Raw genomic sequence first — 18,060 nt, forward strand, 5'->3', positions numbered from 1 at the left:
CTGTCAACAATTTGTGTTATCGCGGCGACTGGCCGCAATCACAGAATCAACGACCCTCAGGCAGGCAGACAATACAGACTGTTTATCTTCCGACGCATCAATCACACTAAAACGCTCCGGTGCAGCCTTGGCCTGAGCAAGGTAGCCCTCTCGTGCGCGATGCAAAAACTCCATTTTTTCATCCTCAAGTCTGTCGAGCCCTTCGCCTCGTTGATTGACGCGTTGCAGCCCCAGCTCAGGGTCTAAATCTAAAATGAGATTCATGTCGGGCTTAAATCCACCGAGCGCCAGTTCATTGATGGTCTTTATGGTCTCAAGATCAATGCCGCGCGCGTAATGTTGAAAACTAAAAGTTGCAGCGTCAAAACGGTCTGAAATAACGACTTTACCGGCCTCCAGGGCTGGACGGATTTTTTCTTCTACGTGTTGTGCCCGGGCTGCACCAAACAGCATCAGCTCAGTCATTGAGCACATTTCTGGTGTACTGGGATCCAATATCACGCTACGGACCTTTTCACCAATCGGCGTGCCACCGGGCTCGCGGGTCAGTACGACTTCAAATCCCTGTTGCTCGAGATAGTCAGCAATGCCCTGAATCACGGTTGTCTTGCCAGCACCGTTACTGCCATCACAAACCAACATAAAACCTTTACTCATACACTCTCTCTGACATACCGCTCGGTACCCTGTACCGTTATCTTAAAAATAGCTGACATTATAGCGGTTTCACGTCGCTATCAGTAGGATTAATTCTTTGAATAGTGTACCGTTTGATGCATCAATCGATTTTCGCAGGGATAAAGTAATGCAAATTGATCTCCATCACGCTATGACCTGGGTGGTTGCCAGAGACGCCGGTTTCTCACCTGCTCAGGCCACCACCATAGCGCATGCGGCACAATATGTAGACGATGCCACCAACTATGGTCATATCAAGTTTCATAATGGTGCAGCTTACGAGCGTATTGCAACTGCCCATAAAATGCTTGAGTATCGTAATCTGGATAGCCTTAAAAACATGAAAGTGTGGGTGCCGTTTCATTTTTTGCCTGGCAACGGGGGGTTACCTGCTGGGGAAAACCCTGCGGGCAGCTTTATTCAGAAACTTGTGTGTCGGCCACATTCGTTTGTAGCAAAAGACATGGTCGCAGAAGTGTTAGCGGATAAAGACCGGCCTCATTCATTGCATCGCCTGGGGATCACCGCACACGTCTTTATCGATACGTGGGGACACCGCGGTTTTGCGGGGGTCGACCACCCGGTCAATCACGTTCGTGACATCAAAGATCATAATGGTCAGAGCCACGAAACACTCATCGCAAAAGTCACAGATTACTTTGCTAATATTCTGCAGGACAACATTCCCAGTCTGGGCCATGGTCAGGCGCTATCACACCCTGATCTGCCACATCAGCACTGGTCTTATCAAAATGGTCTTGGTGAAGCCGTTGAACGCAATAACCCGATTGACTTTTTGCAAGCAGCAAACGCGCTGTGTAAAGTATTTCAGACTTACCTAGTCAGGCCCATTACTGGTTTGTCATCTGGCGTAGAGCGAGAGATTGCACAGTGCTTTAGTGAGTTTGTCAGTGATAACGGCGCGACACGCCACCTGCAATGGTTGGATGCCATCGCCGCCGATCGCTTTGGCCTGGGTGCACACCAACTGACTTACATCGCCAAAGGACCTGGCTCCTGGAAACATCAGGCGCTGGGCACCACGCTGGCGGATGGCGATGAAGATTGCTATCAGTATCACCCGGACTTTCTGCACAGTGACTGGAAACATTTCCATGATGCGGCGAAAAAACATCGCCAAAGTATCATAGTCGATATCTTACCCAGATACGGGATCTGTGTCAGTTAAACCCGTTGGCACCGTAATCAGATTCTGATACGGTGCCAACGCGACTAGTCTTGTTTTAGTGTAACAGGCTGATCTTTAACGCCGGCGTAGAATACCACTATCTGCGCGGCTTCTTTACCCACACTTTTCCCCCAGTGCCAGGTGTCAACGACCTCAACCAGGGTGTCACCCGCTTTGATGCGGATCGTCTCCCCGCTTTGTGTCTCAACCTCAAGTTCCCCCTTTAACAACAACCCGGCATTGATGTAGGGATGTTTGTGAACAGGTAAAGTCTGGCCGGAAGGAATGGTAAAGCGCATGATCCGCACCTCTGGCTGGCCTTTTGGGTAAGCTGGCAACACTGAACCATTCCAGCTATATTGCTGCTTTGTCAGCGTTTCTACCTTGATCTGTTCAGTACTGTGCGCTTGCGCTGTGCTGATGCTCGTGATACTCACTAACCATAAAGCCGATAAGGAAAATGCAGTGCTTTTCATAAATGATAATCCATAAGAGTTTTGCGTATCCTAAAACGTTAATGTGTTTTAATTGTGGATCTCTGTCGACGCAGCAATATCGCGCTGTGGCGACAGTTGTAGATTGATATCACACTGAGCGGGTAAAGTTTCCAGCCCCCATTGCGTCAGTCGCTGAAAGAACTGGACGAAGTGCGCAACCTCTTGTTGCGACATGCGGCGAGACTGTGCACCAGACAAGCTAAGCTTCTGCTCTTGCTCAAAGCGCCAGCGGGCAACATGAGAGAAACACCCTGCGTCGAGGAATATGAGCTTATCCACCTGTCTAAACAGCTTCTGATAGTCCGCTTTGAGAAATTGATTGACGGCATGCCGATAACGCCCATCCGGATCCCGGCTTTGTTCCAACCGATTGACAGGACAGCGCAATTGCTCAGCAGGTTGTGCTTCAACCCCAAGACACCAGCCTTCTAGGATCAAAACATCCAAGGTGCGGGTATGCGTCCACAGTTCAGGTGCAAACGGCTCATCCATGGATTTATCGAATCGGGGTAATATGAGCGGCTGCCGGGCACGAAATCTTGCCAGAATCTCTTCGGCCAGTGCGGTATTATGTGTACCAGGTACGCCCCGGGTTTGAAACAGGGGATGAATATCAGCTGCGCGCTGTGCGCGCTGTGACCGGCTCAGGTAGAAATCATCCAAAGATACGCTGTCAGCGCGCAGTCCGCGCTGCCTCAGTTCAGCCTTTAAATACTCTGCCAGTGTCGATTTGCCGCTGCCCTGAGACCCACTGATCCCCAGACACAAGGGTGTCTGCTGCGCTACCTGCTGCGCCAACCAACCTGTCACTGGCGCCAACGACTGAATGTAGTGTGCTGTTAATCCATGATCTCTACAAAATTGGCGTTGCCAGGGCGCTACAACAAAAGAGTCATTCATTGAATTATGAATTGTCGGTCAACTCATATTTGTAACCCGCGCCATAAATAGAGTGGATGAACTCACTGTTCGGGGACAATTGAGACAACTTTTTGCGAATTTTTTTGATATGACTGTCTATCGTACGATCACTGACGATGCGGTCATCATCGTAAATATTGTCCATCAAACGCGAACGGTTATAAATTCGTCCGGGGTATGCCACCAGAGTTTGTAACAACACAAACTCCACCTGCGTCAGTTCAACAGAATTATTTTGGTAGGTTACAAACAGGGTGTTTTCATCAAGCAGCAACTGCTCTGATTGTGGTGTGCTGGCCCCCACCCGACGCAAGATGGCTTTGACCCGTGCCACAACCTCTCTTGGGCTGTAAGGTTTGCACACGTAATCATCAGCTCCCACTTCAAGGCCAAGTAAGCGATCTATCTCTTCCGCTTTGGCGGTCGTCATGATAATGGGCACCATGGAGTTACGCCGCACTTCCCGACAGATAACAATGCCATCGACATTAGGTAGCATCAAATCGAGTAATATAATATCGGGATCAAAGCTCTCAACGGCAACCAACGCCTGGGCGCCATCATGGACCATCTGTAATTCATAGCCCGCCTGAGTGACGTACTTGCCCAAAATAGCCGCAAGCTTTTTCTCGTCTTCTATGATCAGTACTTTTTGCATCTTAGGCGCTCACTTTCACCTTGGGTCTTCTCCTTCCCAAAATTAAGTGAAATCGCTTGAATTTACAACCCTTTTAAGAAAACCGCATCACCACAGCCAAACCGCCAAGTTCACTTTCGCGAGCCTTGATCGTGCCATTATGCGCCTGCACGATACTAGTACAGATAGCCAGCCCCAGGCCTGAGCCCCCCGAGGCGCGATCTCTGGACTGTTTGACCCGGTATAATCGATCGAACAACTTGTCTAGCAGTCCGGGTTCTACCCCGGGCGAGCTATCCTGCCAGACTATCTCAATTTGCTTCCCATGCTGTTCAATCGTCACCAATATTTGGCCAGGATTGTTCTGATCAGAATCGGTGTACCGCAAGGTGTTTTGCATCAGGTTGCCGAATAATTGTGCCATGCGCCTGTCATCACAGTCCATCAAACTCTGCGTGTTTCCCTTCAGCTGATATTTAAAATGACGATTGGCAAGCTGTGCCTGATGATTGCCAAAGGTTTGCTCGACCAGCTCGCCCAGACAATGTGGTGCCATTTGATAGCTTAACGAGCCTCTGTCAGACATGGATAACTGGTGTAAATCATCCACCAACTGAGTCAGCCGGCCAATTTCCTCGTGCAACGACTGCAACTGCGCGGGATCCGTTTCTATCACCCCATCGATCATCCCTTCTAATTCTGCTTTGAAAACGGCGATTGGCGTGCGCAGTTCATGAGAGATATCGGCGATCCACTGTTGCCTGGCTTGCTGGTTTTCTCGCAAGGTCTCGGACAGAGTGTTCAGATCCCGGGCGAGCATGCCCAACTCATCGTTACTGTCCGTGTTTAAATTGCTCTGATAATCACCGCTTGCCAGGTTTTGTGCTGCGCGACGTAACGCCAGCACAGGGGCAACCAGATAATGGCTAAACGGAATGGCCAATAAGCTCGACGCAATCAAAGCGGTGATAGCGATGTACATAAACCATTTTTTTTGACGCTCGGCAAATAAGCTATCGAACCGGTTGCTGATCACCAGACCGTCTTCAAGCCCAACATACCCAAGCAAAGGCGCATCGGTTTTGTCAAATTGATATACAGGCACCCAAAGAGTGGTTCGGGTTGTTGTAAGCGAGCCAATCACTTGCTCTCCGGCCGCATTTTTATACACCAGACGACCACTACCATTGTCCCCATGTCCTCTGGGCGGCCTGCGGCGTCTTTCCGGACGTGCACTACCTTCGCCCTTTGCCGGCCGCTCAGCATCAAACCCTGTCTCTTTGTCTGAACGTCGTTTATAGTGGGGCTTTTTGCTATCCTCGCTGCGCAATCTTCGTCCTTCACGTCCAGGCCGCCGCCCCTCATGATCAAACGGCCGACGCGGCCGATGCATAGCAGGACTGTCGTAGCTATCATACGATGACGCAGATCTGGCATTGGTGGCGCTGGTTACATTTCCTCTCAGCTCTTCAACCAGCTGATGCCAGGCCGGATGACGATGAAACACCCACTCCTCACCGTAGCGTGCGTAATTATCTCGAATAGAAGGCAGTAAGGCGACCAGTCGGGCACGGCTATTTTGCTGAATATAGTCCTGGAAGCTCTTCTCAAAAGCAGTCTGATTGGCAAAGTAGATCGCCATGATCAATACGGTGTTGACCAACAGCAAAATAGCCAGCAGCTTGTGCCGTATTGTCAGTTTCATGATGTAGCTACCCCTGTGAACGGAATTCAAAACATGGAATACCAATTGTACTTAATACCGGGTCAATTTGATGGGACAAATAGGACGCTAACGGTATTAAAAATTTTTCACTTACAACAACTAAATAGAAAAATTTTTGCCTGGTTATCGACCCTAATTTTTCGCCTCAAAATAGAATACTTAATTAAGTCAATTGGTGTAAGACCAGTTGCTAGTCAGTATGTAAGGTTAATGTGCAAATAGTGTGGAAGTAGTGACAAAATTGACCAAAGCAATAACACGCTCATGCAACTGCTCAGTGTGAGTGGCCCGCCAAAAGTCAGGCGAGCCGGAGTTTCTAGTGACTAATTAAACTGCACGATTTCCAGGCCAAGCATATAGCCTTCACCTTCGCTGTTGTTACCACACCGGATGACTTTAACATGTGCGTTGAGCGGAGGAACTGATCCACCATGGCTATCAATAAACACATCCAGCATTTCGTTGACCTCGAGTGGTTCCTCAACAATGATTGATAATCCCGTGGCACTTAAGTCGTGACAAGTACCGTGCAGTTTGTGCCCCGAGGACAACACGGTTAACTGTGCCTGTGTATTGACCATCATGCGCATAAAGCGCCTTTTATCCTCATGTATCATGGCGTGCTCCACTCTTTGTTATCATTGCTTGCCTGCAAAAAATTACCTTGGAATAATTTGCACCATATTTTTTATTTTCTCAGATAAGGATTGCATGGAAAAGGGCTTAACCACATAGGCATCACAGCCGGCATCAAAGCCCGCCTGTTTCTCCTGATCAGACTCCAGGCCCGACACCATGAGTACGGGAATATCACGAGTTTCAGGCGTATTCTTCAACATCCGACAGGTATCATACCCATCCAGCCCTGGCATACATACATCGAGCAGGATCACATCTGGCGGATCGGCAATCGCATTCGACAGGCAGCTCTTACCCGATTCAGCATAGCTAAATTTAAATGCGTCTGACAAAGCCATTGAAAGCATCTCAAAATTGAAATACTCGTCGTCAACCACTAGCACATGCGGCGTTTTCATCCTGCTCCCCTGTGTGGGCATAGTCAATGCCGCTTCCTTTTCACAATCCAAAAATAGTTTCCTCTTAATAAGGTAATTGCCCTAATGCAAATTGCAAGTCAAAACACACTATTCGATCTCATTTAACGCATTGGTGATCCGTTTTGCCGAAATCGGATAAGGTGTTCCTAGTGTTTGAGCAAACAATGACACCCGAAGTTCCTGTTGCATCCAGAAAATCTCATCGAGTGTTGCCGGCATCGGGATCCCTTTTGGCTGTTTGTTACACTTATCGGTATAGGCCGACGCCACTTTTTCAAGCTCCAGAACACATAAACGGTCCCGATTAGGGTCAACAGGCAGCTTCTCCAGACGCTTTTCAATGGCTTTCATATAACGCAGCAAATCCGGCAGCTTATGTGCCCCATGCTGACTAACGAACCCTTTAAAAATCAGGCTTTCAAGCTGAGATTTAATATCACCATGCGCCGTGATCATGGTCAAATCCACACGTCCCTTCATACGCTTATTGATACCATGAGCAATGCTCAGCACCTGCTCAACCGCAGATGCGATTTCCACTACTTTATCGCCAAGTTCAGCCCGGACATGTTCTTTAGCTTGTTCAAAGTCCTGTTCAGAACGAATCGCACTATAGTCACCCAGCAAGGCATCAATCCCCGCAGCGGTACAATCATCAATTAAATCGTTAATTTTACCGAACGGATTAAAGTAAAGTCCCAGTTTGGCTTTATTAGGTAAATGCTGCTGTAGATACTTCACCGGCGAAGGCACATTCAGCATCACCAGTCGTCGTAAACCAAGGCGATGTGCCTGTTGCGCCTTCAGAGGGTGATCAAACAAACTGATTGATGTACTTTGCTCGTTATCTACCAGAGCAGGGAAAGCTTTGATCTCATACCCCCCCTGCTTCTTGGTGTATTCACTGGGCAAGTCACCAAACGACCACTCGGTAAGCCCTTCCTGCTCAATACCCTTTTCAGCAACCTTAGACAGCGTTTGTGTTACTTTGCCTTGTAACTTGGCTTTGAGCACATCCAGATCATAGCCATGAGCAATGACCTTATTATGTTCATCCAGTACCTGAAACTGCATTTTTAGATGGGATTCCAGCGCACTTAAATCAAACGCTTCCACATCAACTTTAACCCCTGTCATGCGCAATAAGCGGTTAGCCAGCGCCTCCAGAAAGCCCCCTTGCATCGGTTCAATCGCAGCCAGCACTGCATCAGCATAGTTAGGTGCAGGGACAAAATTACGCCGCAGACTTTTTGGCAGGCTCTTAATCAATGAACAGATCAAGTCATGGCGCAGTGCCGGGATATGCCAATCAAAACCCTCAGAGGCGACCTGATTGAGCAACGGCAGGGGTATATTTACCGTTACACCATCAACCGGCTGACCCGGCTCAAAGTGGTAGCTCAAGGGCAGCATCAGGTTACCCTGCTGCCACACATCGGGATAATCTAACGCCGTAATATGCGACGCTTCGTGCTGCATCAAGGCATCCCGATCCATGTGTAAAAATCGTTTATCGGCTTTTTTCTTATCTTTCCACCAGTGATTAAAAGCAGCGCGATTATTAACATCAGCCGGGATCCGCGCTTCATAAAAGGCCTGCATCATATGCTCATCAACCAGAATATCACGGCGACGGGCTTTATTTTCCAGATCCTGAATGTCTTCAATCAAGGCCTGATTGTGCTGTAAAAAGGCTTCGTTTTGCCCTAATTGCTGAGCAACCAGCGCTTCTTTTATGAATAATTCGCGACACAGTACGGGCTCAATCTGACTGTACACTGTGCGCTTTTTACCCACTATGATCAATCCATACAGGGTTTGTTGTTCAAATGCGATGACACAGCCCTGTTTCTTTTCCCAGTGTGGTTCACTGTAACTGCGCTTAACCAGATGCTCCGCCAGTGGTGCAACCCAGTTCACATCAATCTTGGCGTTAATACGGGCGTACAGCTTACTGGTTTCCACCAATTCGGCTGCCATTACCCATTTAGGGCTCTTTTTAAACAGGCCTGACCCCGGGAAAATATGAAACTGGCTGTTACGAGCGCCCTTGTAAAATTTCTTCTCGTCTTTTTGACCAATGTGACTTAGCATCCCGCTCAATAACGCCTGGTGAATGGCCTCGAAGCTCGCCTCATTACCAGACGCCTTTAATCCCATCTCAGTGCAGACTGTGGTTAGCTGGTAAACAATATCCTGCCACTCTCTCACCCGCATATAGGCCAAAAAGTCCTTCTGACACTGCTTTCTGAACTGGCTACGACTCAGCGCCTCTTGCTGCTCTTCCAGATACTGCCACAAGTTAAGAAACGCCATGAAGTCCGAATCTGCATCTTCGAACCGACCATGTTTTTCATCCGCTGCGCCGCGTTTTTCCTGCGGTCGCTCCCTGGGGTCCTGGATAGACAAAGCGGCTGCAATGATGATCACTTCACGTAACGCCCCTAAAGGCGCACCAGCCAGTACCATACGCGCGAGGCGAGGATCGATAGGCAAACGGCTCAGTTTACGGCCAGTCTGAGTCAATGAGGTTTGTTCACGTCTGGCTGCTGGCTTAACCGCCCCCAGCTCTTCGAGCAAACTGACACCATCTGTGATGTTGCGGTTGTCTGGTGCCTGAACAAAGGGAAAGCGCTTAATGTCACCCAAACCCAGCGCCAGCATTTGCAAAATAACTGATGCCAGGTTGGTACGCAGAATCTCGGGGTCGGTAAATTCAGGACGGCCCAGGAAATCTTCCTCGGAATACAAACGGATACACACACCCGCAGCAACCCGGCCACATCGACCCATACGCTGATTTGCACTGGCCTGAGAGACAGCCTCAATAGGTAGTCTCTGTACTTTGGTTCGGTAACTATAGCGGCTGATCCGCGCAGTACCCGGATCGATTACGTAGCGGATCCCGGGTACCGTCAGAGAGGTTTCTGCAACGTTGGTTGAAAGTACAATACGGCGATGGCTATGTGCGGCAAAGATGCGATTCTGCTCCGCATTCGACAAGCGAGCATACAAAGGTAATATCTCAACCCCTTTAAGATTGCGCTTGCTCAGTGCGTCCGCGGTATCGCGGATTTCTCGCTCACCATTCATAAAGATAAGAATATCACCGGAACCCTCAGCGCACAGCTCATCAACAGCATCAAAAATGCCCTGCAATTGATCGTTTTCGGCTTCGCTTTCATCTCCACTGGCATCAATCACCGGTCGGTAGCGCACTTCTACCGGATAAGTGCGTCCCGAGACTTCTATAATAGGTGCATTATTAAAGTGTTTTGAAAAACGCTCCGGATCTATGGTCGCTGAGGTGATGATCACTTTCAGATCGGGACGTTTAGGGAGCAGGTTTTTCAGGTAGCCGAGAATAAAGTCGATGTTCAGACTGCGCTCGTGGGCTTCATCGATAATAATTGTATCGTACTGATTCAGGTATCTGTCTTGCTGGATCTCAGCGAGCAAAATACCATCGGTCATCAGCTTGATATAACTTTTGTCGGAAACTTGATCGCTAAAACGGATCTTAAAACCCACTTCCTGACCAAGCTCACAATTAAGCTCTTCGGCAATACGGTTGGACACGCTACGTGCAGCCAGACGACGGGGCTGAGTGTGGCCAATATAGCCATCAACGCCACGACCCAGCTCCAGGCAAATTTTAGGTAACTGAGTGGTTTTACCTGAGCCAGTCTCACCCGCAACTATGACGACCTGGTTCTCAGCAATGGCTTTTTTAATATCGTCTTTTTTCTGACTTACAGGCAGTGCTTCGGGGTATTGCACACTCGGCAGGCCAGCCAGGCGCTTTACTCTGAGCGTTTGGCTGTGCGCTATATCACGCGTTATCTGAGTGATTACCTTTTGCTGTTTCGCTTCGTCTTTTATTTTTTTGACGCCCTGAAGACGCTTTTTAAAGAGAAACTGATCCTTTTTGAGGCAATCCGCTATGTTCGAATACAACGACTGCAAATCCACTACACGACACCTTGTTACTGAGAAAATCGTCGCGTAGTCTAGCAAAAAGCATGAGTACAGCCCAGTCCCTTTGACAGGGGCTGCGCACTAAATACCGACAGGCAGGCTTAATCTGGTAAACTGTATGTGACGCACTTGCCGGTATACTGAGACCTAATCAGCGATTAAACAAAGCGATTGCCCGACTCATAGGTATCATGGAGATGCTTGTCAATCGCGTACAACACATTAGTGCGGCTGATCACCCCTACCAAACGGCAGTCATCATCGCACACAGGATATAACTTGGGTTTATCGGCGGTCATTCTGTCAGCCAGCTTCAAAATGCTGTCGTCCGGGCTCACACACAAAGGTTCGGTATTCATCACATCAGCCACGATGCTGTGTGATTCGTTCTGATAAGTAGCTTCGAGCATAGTGCGAATACAGTCCTGTTCAGACAGAAATCCCACCACGTGTTGCATATCATCAATCACGGGGCCTCCGGCCTGACCACTTTGTAGTAACTTTTCCACTGCCGACTCGATGCGCATGTCCGCTTTAAAGGTAACCGGACGATGATTAAGATAGTCTGCTACTTTGACAGATTGCATATTTCATTCCCCTAAAAAAACACCAGCTTCATATTAAATAGTAGCTGGCGTTACAAAAATTGCCCAAGTTTACAGGCCTTAAGCATATTAATTAGGGTTGCTTTGTGTCGTCGAAAATACCGACATAGGTGGGCTGCGTGTTAGATTTGCTGGCGCGATACATTCCTTTGGTATTAAAAGGCATGCTGATATTGCCCTGGGCATCTAAAATGATCACTCCGCCGGTACCACCTGCCTTAAGCATTGGGCCAAAAATTACATCCTGTCCCGCTTGTGTCACTGTTTTTCCCTGATACTGTACCCGCGCGCAGATATCCGCCGCGACGTTATAACGAATAAAATACTCACCATGTCCAGTCGCAGAGACAGCACACGAGTCATTGTCCGCGAATGTACCTGCGCCAATGATCGGTGAATCACCGATACGACCAAATCGTTTTGCCGTCATCCCGCCAGTTGAGGTGCCTGCCGCGAGGTTGCCCTGTTTGTCCAGTGCCACTGCCCCAACAGTGCCCATTTTGTATTGCTGTGGTAGCTGTTGATGTAAAGCCTGATAATCCTTAATCCCCTGCTCTGCCTGCTCCAGTTTCTTTCGCGCTTTTTGCCAGGCCTCATAGCGGTGAGGTGTATCAAAATAGTCCTTGTTGACGAACGCAACCCCTTCACGCTTTGCAAACTCTTGCGCACCTTCACCACTGAGCATCACGTGCACCGATTTCTCCATAACCGCTCTGGCTAACTCAATGGGATTTTTTATCAGCGTCACACCCGAAATTGCGCCAGCCTGGCGATCCCGGCCATCCATAATCGACGCATCCAGCTCATGCGTGCCGTCATAGGTATATACCGCGCCTTTTCCGGCGTTAAAGAATGGGGAATTTTCCAGCACCTTAATTGCGGTCGTAATTGCATCCAGGCTTTCACCGCCTTGTTCCAAAACCGCATACCCTTGCTCAACGGCTGATTGCAAAGTTTGCCGGTAAGCCTGCTCCTGCTGTGGCGTAAATTTGGCACGCTCAATTGTGCCTGCGCCACCATGGATTGCAATAGCAATGGGTGATTGAGCTGGGGCTGAAAAAACGGGATTTGCAGTGCTTAATGCAGCAAGTAAAGATGAAGTAAGTAATAAACGGCGCATGTCGAATTCCTGTTGTTCTTTTATTGTCGAACTAAACTGCCGGATATAAATTCTGGTTACAAAAAAAAGCGATAAAAAAAGCGCCCTTAAGGCGCTTTCTTGCAATTCATAGTCACTCGTGACTTAGCTTGCCTGACGCTTTGCTTTCAGGCGTGCCAGACGACCAACTTGATGTGTAGAAGTCAGGAAAGAGAAGATAGGTGCCAGGTAGCCACGCTTACGCAGCTCAAGGTAAGCTTCGTCGCTCAGTTCGTTCAGCTTACGCTCGTCTACTAGGTAGATACCGTTGATGTCTTTCTTTTCACCAGCGATTTCAACAGTCAGGGTCTGTTGTACCAGCAGATCTTTCTCAGCCAGGTATTGTGTGAACGCTTCAGTAACGCGAGAGAACTCGATGAAGTTAACCAGCGCTTCTTTACGACGCTCAAGGTACTCAGTTTCTTTGCCGTCTTCGAACAAAGCATTGCCTTCTTCTTCACCTACCAGCGGACTCGCTTCATCAATCACGATGCCGTACTGATCTTGCTCTGGGTGCTTAACCAGACCAAATGGGTAACGAGATGCAGCCAGTGGTGCGATACCCGCAGTCCACTCGCCATCTTGTACAAACAGGTTTTCACCTGGCTCAAGACCAAATAAAGCAACTGCCTGATATTGACCGCTCTCTGTATTCTTAACAAATGCCATCGGGAATTCTGTTGCTACACGTGCAAACTCGTGTGCAACGACCGGGATCAAGTGCTGAGATTTTAAAAATTCTACATTGATGCCATTTTTTACTTTAGTGTTGGCATGTTTTTCGTTGTGTAAAGGCTGCACTTGTTGCTCCGCCATAATACTGCTCCGTTTTATCATAAAGTTGTTATCTATATGCGTCCAAGGCTATAGCTTTTCAAGGTAAAAGAAAAGAAATATTGTGGTTAAATTCTTTGAAAGCCATATCTTGCTGCTTTTGCAATCAGGTTGCTGTGCGTCTCTAACATTGCTCCAGCTTTTTGCTGCTGCTGGGCCACCAGCTTCAGCATAGCTTCCTGTTGTGACAGTTTTTGTGGCGACGGGTAATTGCATTGACTGGGATAATTCATGCCATACAACACGTACAGATGATTCTCCAATCTGAACACATCCAGACTACTGACAAAATCATACTCATTAGGAATGTCATTACGCCATAATGCCAGTTTATGTTGCAGCGATTCCGGGATCGATTCTGGCAAACGGTTCATACGCCAAAACTCACTATCGTCACGATCAGAAATGCAGTAATGAAGTTTGATAAAGTCAACGATTGACTGCCAGACATGTGTCATATGCTGATTAAACTGCTGTGCAATTGCGGGGATTTCCTGACGTTCACCAGGGAGACGCTTTGACAACATTCTCGCCGCTAAATCAAACACTAATAGCCCGGTTGCTTCCAGCGGTTCAACAAAACCCTGGGACAGCCCAATACCAATACAGTTTTTCACCCAGGCTTGCGACCGATATCCCACCTGCATTTTAATCAGCCGGGATTCGACGGTGTCTTCTGGTTTTCCGAGGTAATCAGATAGGTCACGATGCGCCTGTTCATGGCTCATAAACTGATCGCTATACACATGACCAACTCCCTTACGGGTTTGCAGGCCAATGTCCCAAATCCAGCCAGCCTGCTGAGCAGTTGAAATAGTATAAGGCGGCACCTCATGCTCATTTTCATAAGGAACTTGCGTCACCACAGCATGATTGGCAAAGAGAACGTCACTCTTATCAATAAACGGGGTATTTAGCGCTTTGCCAAGCAATAAAGACTGGAAACCGCTGCAATCAATAAACAAGTCGCCTTCAAGCAGGCCCCCATGTCTCAGCTGCAATCCCGATATGGATCCATCCAGTGCGAGCTTGACCGATTCTACCTCATCCAGCACGTGGTTAACCTGACGGTTTTTAATCGCATGTTCTGACAGCAATGCCGAGAATTTTCCAGCATCCAGGTGAAAAGCATAATTAATCATACGCTCATATTCAGCATTCGTGATCAGCTTAGGCGCCTTGTTTTCGAGCGCGATATGGGCCTGAATGGAAACACTTTGGTCAAAACGAGCCCTGGCTCCAGGTAACTGATGCAACCAGTAAGGCAACAGATTCACCCCGTTCACATTTGGATCGTCAAATGGATGAAAATAGCAATGGGGTTGTCCGTTAACTGGCTTATTCCAGCCAACAAAATGAATGCCATTTTTAAACGTAGCGTCGCACAGGCGAAACATATCCGACTCGCGAATACCAAACTTCTTCAGGCTATCAACAATCACCGGAACAGTCCCCTCCCCGACACCAATCGTTGGAATGTCAGGAGACTCTACTAATGTGATGCTCACATCCTCGGACGCATCTGCGGCCAAATGATTGGCAGCCAGCCAACCCGCAGTGCCACCACCGACAATGACGATACGCTTAATTTTAGTTTCTGCATTTTGCACAATTCACCTCACAACCACTGAAAAGACCACTTCGGACGGACATACCGCTTTTACTACAAACAATGTACGCCTGTCTCGATCTTGCCATAAAACAGGCATAAAAAAGCCCCACTATTTAAGCAGGGCTTTTCCAAACAACAAAATTAGAAGCGTAAGTTTGCACCCAGTGCAATCTTGCGCTCACCCACATAGCTCCATGCAGGGAAGTTGTGTTTCGTTTCTTCTTTCAACAGACCGTCAGAGCCAGAAATACCAATCTGGTAGCTGTCTTCTTCAAGAATGTTTACAACTTCAAGCGTCAGGCTGATATTGTCATTCACCTGGTAGTTACCAGTGAAGTCCAAAGTACCGAAGTCCATGTGCTCACGTGAAGAGTAGAAACCAGTTTCACGGATCATGAACTCAGAACGCCAGTTATAAGCAAGACGAGCACCGAAGTCATCATTCTCATAGTAACCAACCAAGTTAACTGTGTGGTCAGAACTGTCTGAGAAACGGCCGATACGGTCATCGAAGTTTGTTTCTTCAGATGAGCTGTCTGCATACGTGTAGTTAACAATCGCACCGAAGCCATTGTCAAACGCGTGTTGAAGCTGAAGCTCAAGACCAATTACGTCACCACCGTCACCATTAACACGGTTAACGATATTCCACACGTCACAGTTACATGCCGGGTCGTTAATACCGATAGACTGATTTGGCGTGGTTGATGACGTTACGAATGTCTCGATGTCTTTGTAGAAGAACGTCGCACTTGCGAAGTTGCTGTCACCGTAATAGTACTCGTAAGACACGTCCAACTGAGTTGCCTTGAACGGTTCAAGACCTGGGTTACCAGTTACTTCTTGCTGGTCGTTCGGGTTTTCATTGTCGTAACCACTCAGGCTAGAACGTGCAAACACATCCTGGTAGTTAGGGCGACTGATAACCTGTGCGATTGAACCTCTCAGGATAGTGTCTTCATCCAGGTCGTACGCGATGTTGAAGCTTGGCAGGATATCTGAGTAATCCGCTTCTTTGTTAGACAGTGTCTTAGATTTCAGTGCATTACCGCCGTAGAAGTTACCTGAATCTGTGATACCTGTCACAGTGATGTCTGAACCATAGTAGTCACTGTTTACATCTGTAGAGATGTAACGCAGACCGAAGTTACCACGGTAGTTTTCACCGCTGAAATCAGCCATTACGTAAAACGCAAAGTTTTCTTCTTCAAGTGCTGCATAACCACTGCGGTCACGTACATATTCGCTGAAGTTCTGCGCAGTGTGGTTGAACATCGCATCCAGGTGTGGACCTGGGATAGTGATGTATTCAAAACCAGCTTCGTTTACACCGTTACCATATAGTTGAGCAGGAGCGATATCAGCAATGTCCGCAACTACGCTAGTTGGGTCATTTGCATCGCTTAGTACTGGCGAACCATCTGCATTACGCTGAATGTTTGCCAGGCCTTTGAAGTTGTCTTCTTCAACCTTGTGGTTAGTGAAACGAGCACCAACGTGCACAGCTGTGATGATGTCATGATCAAGCATGAACTTAGTATCAAGTTGTGCGTACGTTTCTTCATCCGTATTTGGCTGATTACGTACTGCCCATGCTGCTACGCCTGGACTACCCTCATTCCAGTGACCAACGCGATAATCATTTTCTTTAAGCTGGATCTTGATACGCTTGCCCGTCATGTCGATCATGCCATAGCGATCTTCATGAGAACCAATCAAACCACCATAGTTTGTTTGTGCTTCTGTACCACCTGTTGCTTCTGAGCGACCGATACGACCAGAGATTTCGAACGTGTCACGTTTGAATTCAAAGCCAAAATCAACCGTTTCAGATTCCATCTTCGCACGACGTGCAAAGGCTTGTAGCCAAGACGGGTTATCTGTTGGCGTTGCCGCTGTTGCTTCAGACAACATACATACGCCATCTGGGTTTTCGCCCAGACAATTTGCGCCAGCCTGGAAGATCCAGAAGCTGCTGTTGTTGTTGTTCGCTTCTAACTCAAGGTTCATGTAAGTCAGATCGAATGACAGTTCATCATTTGGCGCGTACTGGAATGCTACGTTAGTTGCTGTTCTTTCACGCTCTTGCAGGAAGTAGTTAGCAGAAACTGCACCATTCCAGCCAGCAAGTGATTCGTTACCACGACGAACATAGTCAGTTTCCTGCACTGCTAACGCGGCAAGTACACCAAATGTTTCATCATCGTTTTTATAGCTTGCAAGGCCACTGTAAGCAGGGTCCCATTGCTCAGACTGGCTTGAATATACGCTCTTTACAGAAGCGAAAACGGTTCCGGAATCCAGGTCTAGTGGTTTACGGGTTTTTACGTTAACCGTACCACCAACACCACCTTCAACAATATTTGCTTGTGAAGACTTATACACATCGATACCTGAGATAAGTTCAGGTGGCAACAATGTGTAGTTGAAGCTTCGGTCAATTGCTTGCTCAGTGTACCAACCTGTTGAAGCAACGTTCTGACCGTTCAGAGTTGTCAGCGTTAGCTGGCTAGATGCACCACGAATAGATACTTGCTGGCCCTGACCAAACTGACGGCTAACCGCTACGCCCGGGATACGACCCAGTGCTTCACCTACGTCACTGTCTGGAAACTTACCGATATCTTCTGCTGATACCGCGTCTACAACGCTGGTCGCAAATCGTTTAGTATTAACTGCTTCAGCCAATGAACGGCGGATACCGCGCACCTCAATGACTTCAACGTTTTCTTGAACGCCAGTCTGGTTATCTTCAGCAAACGCTACGCCTGTCACACCCGTACTTAGGATGAGGCCAACCTTAGCTGCCAGTAAGCTTTTTTTAAAATTATTAGCTAACACAGGATTCCCCTTGAATCATTTTGTTGGTTTTTAAATCACTTCTGCCCAGTGATGATGACAACGCTGTCATCTAATAACAAACCATACACCCAAAATTACAGATTCGCTACATCTTTTTTTGTGGCTTACATAAGATTTTTTCAACAAAATCCTAACCTACTGAAATAGATAGAATAAATAATTTTGAGGTTATAGTTTGTTACAAACGAGAAGAATATATCACAAGCTATGCACTTTTTAACAGCAGTTGCGATGAGTTATGTAGAAGAATTGGACCTAATTAATAAACTAATCTAATTTAGGCGAGTTGTGCTATCTGATTATTCCATAAACGTTCGGGCAGAAG

Annotated in this window: 14 protein-coding genes; 1 reads left to right on the forward strand and 13 read right to left on the reverse strand. The window is 47.7% G+C overall.

The features are described from left to right. Positions 1 to 3 precede the first annotated feature (3 nt). A complete protein-coding gene (tmk, locus tag AT705_RS04615) occupies positions 4 to 657 on the reverse strand; it encodes a dTMP kinase (protein WP_058795684.1) in 654 nt (217 codons plus the stop codon). Between the two features lie 148 nt (positions 658 to 805). On the opposite strand from tmk, the gene AT705_RS04620 reads away from it, so the two are divergent. After that, a complete protein-coding gene (locus tag AT705_RS04620; RefSeq protein WP_058795685.1) occupies positions 806 to 1,867 on the forward strand; it encodes a DUF6765 family protein in 1,062 nt (353 codons plus the stop codon). 44 nt (positions 1,868 to 1,911) lie between these two features. On the opposite strand, the gene AT705_RS04625 is transcribed toward AT705_RS04620, so the two are convergent. From AT705_RS04625 to AT705_RS04680, 12 genes are all read right to left on the reverse strand, one after another. After that, positions 1,912 to 2,343: a cupin domain-containing protein gene (locus tag AT705_RS04625; RefSeq protein WP_058795686.1), complete on the reverse strand. Its 432-nt coding sequence runs from the start codon at positions 2,341 to 2,343 to the stop codon at positions 1,912 to 1,914. 48 nt (positions 2,344 to 2,391) lie between these two features. Continuing rightward, entirely contained in the window at positions 2,392 to 3,264 is an 873-nt protein-coding gene (locus AT705_RS04630) for a hypothetical protein (protein WP_058795687.1), read from the reverse strand. Positions 3,265 to 3,268: 4 nt separating this feature from the next. After that, on the reverse strand, positions 3,269 to 3,943 hold the full coding sequence (locus AT705_RS04635) for a response regulator (protein WP_058795688.1): 675 nt from the start codon (positions 3,941 to 3,943) through the stop codon (positions 3,269 to 3,271). A 73-nt stretch (positions 3,944 to 4,016) separates the two neighbouring features. Beyond that, positions 4,017 to 5,627, reverse strand: a complete 1,611-nt coding sequence (locus AT705_RS04640) for an ATP-binding protein (RefSeq protein WP_058795689.1) — start codon at positions 5,625 to 5,627, stop codon at positions 4,017 to 4,019. Between the two features lie 344 nt (positions 5,628 to 5,971). Further along, entirely contained in the window at positions 5,972 to 6,265 is a 294-nt protein-coding gene (locus AT705_RS04645; RefSeq protein WP_058795690.1) for a PilZ domain-containing protein, read from the reverse strand. 42 nt (positions 6,266 to 6,307) lie between these two features. Next, entirely contained in the window at positions 6,308 to 6,685 is a 378-nt protein-coding gene (locus tag AT705_RS04650; RefSeq protein WP_237113783.1) for a response regulator, read from the reverse strand. A gap of 108 nt (positions 6,686 to 6,793) precedes the next feature. After that, a complete protein-coding gene (hrpA, locus tag AT705_RS04655; protein ID WP_058795691.1) occupies positions 6,794 to 10,678 on the reverse strand; it encodes an ATP-dependent RNA helicase HrpA in 3,885 nt (1,294 codons plus the stop codon). Positions 10,679 to 10,842: 164 nt separating this feature from the next. After that, positions 10,843 to 11,271: a CBS domain-containing protein gene (locus tag AT705_RS04660; protein ID WP_010381692.1), complete on the reverse strand. Its 429-nt coding sequence runs from the start codon at positions 11,269 to 11,271 to the stop codon at positions 10,843 to 10,845. A gap of 91 nt (positions 11,272 to 11,362) precedes the next feature. Next, the gene (locus AT705_RS04665; RefSeq protein WP_058795692.1) at positions 11,363 to 12,409 is read right to left on the reverse strand and encodes an isoaspartyl peptidase/L-asparaginase family protein; all 1,047 of its coding nucleotides are present in this window, start codon (positions 12,407 to 12,409) and stop codon (positions 11,363 to 11,365) included. A 123-nt stretch (positions 12,410 to 12,532) separates the two neighbouring features. Continuing rightward, complete coding sequence (locus tag AT705_RS04670) at positions 12,533 to 13,243, reverse strand: SapC family protein (RefSeq protein ID WP_049866574.1); 711 nt, start codon at positions 13,241 to 13,243, stop codon at positions 12,533 to 12,535. 86 nt (positions 13,244 to 13,329) lie between these two features. Then, positions 13,330 to 14,871, reverse strand: coding sequence for a tryptophan halogenase family protein (locus AT705_RS04675; RefSeq protein ID WP_058795693.1), 1,542 nt, complete (start codon positions 14,869 to 14,871; stop codon positions 13,330 to 13,332). Between the two features lie 143 nt (positions 14,872 to 15,014). Continuing rightward, complete coding sequence (locus tag AT705_RS04680) at positions 15,015 to 17,714, reverse strand: TonB-dependent receptor (protein ID WP_058795694.1); 2,700 nt, start codon at positions 17,712 to 17,714, stop codon at positions 15,015 to 15,017. Positions 17,715 to 18,060: the final 346 nt, after the last annotated feature.

The sequence above is a fragment of the Pseudoalteromonas rubra genome, assembly GCF_001482385.1.
GTDB classification, from domain to species: domain Bacteria; phylum Pseudomonadota; class Gammaproteobacteria; order Enterobacterales; family Alteromonadaceae; genus Pseudoalteromonas; species Pseudoalteromonas ardens.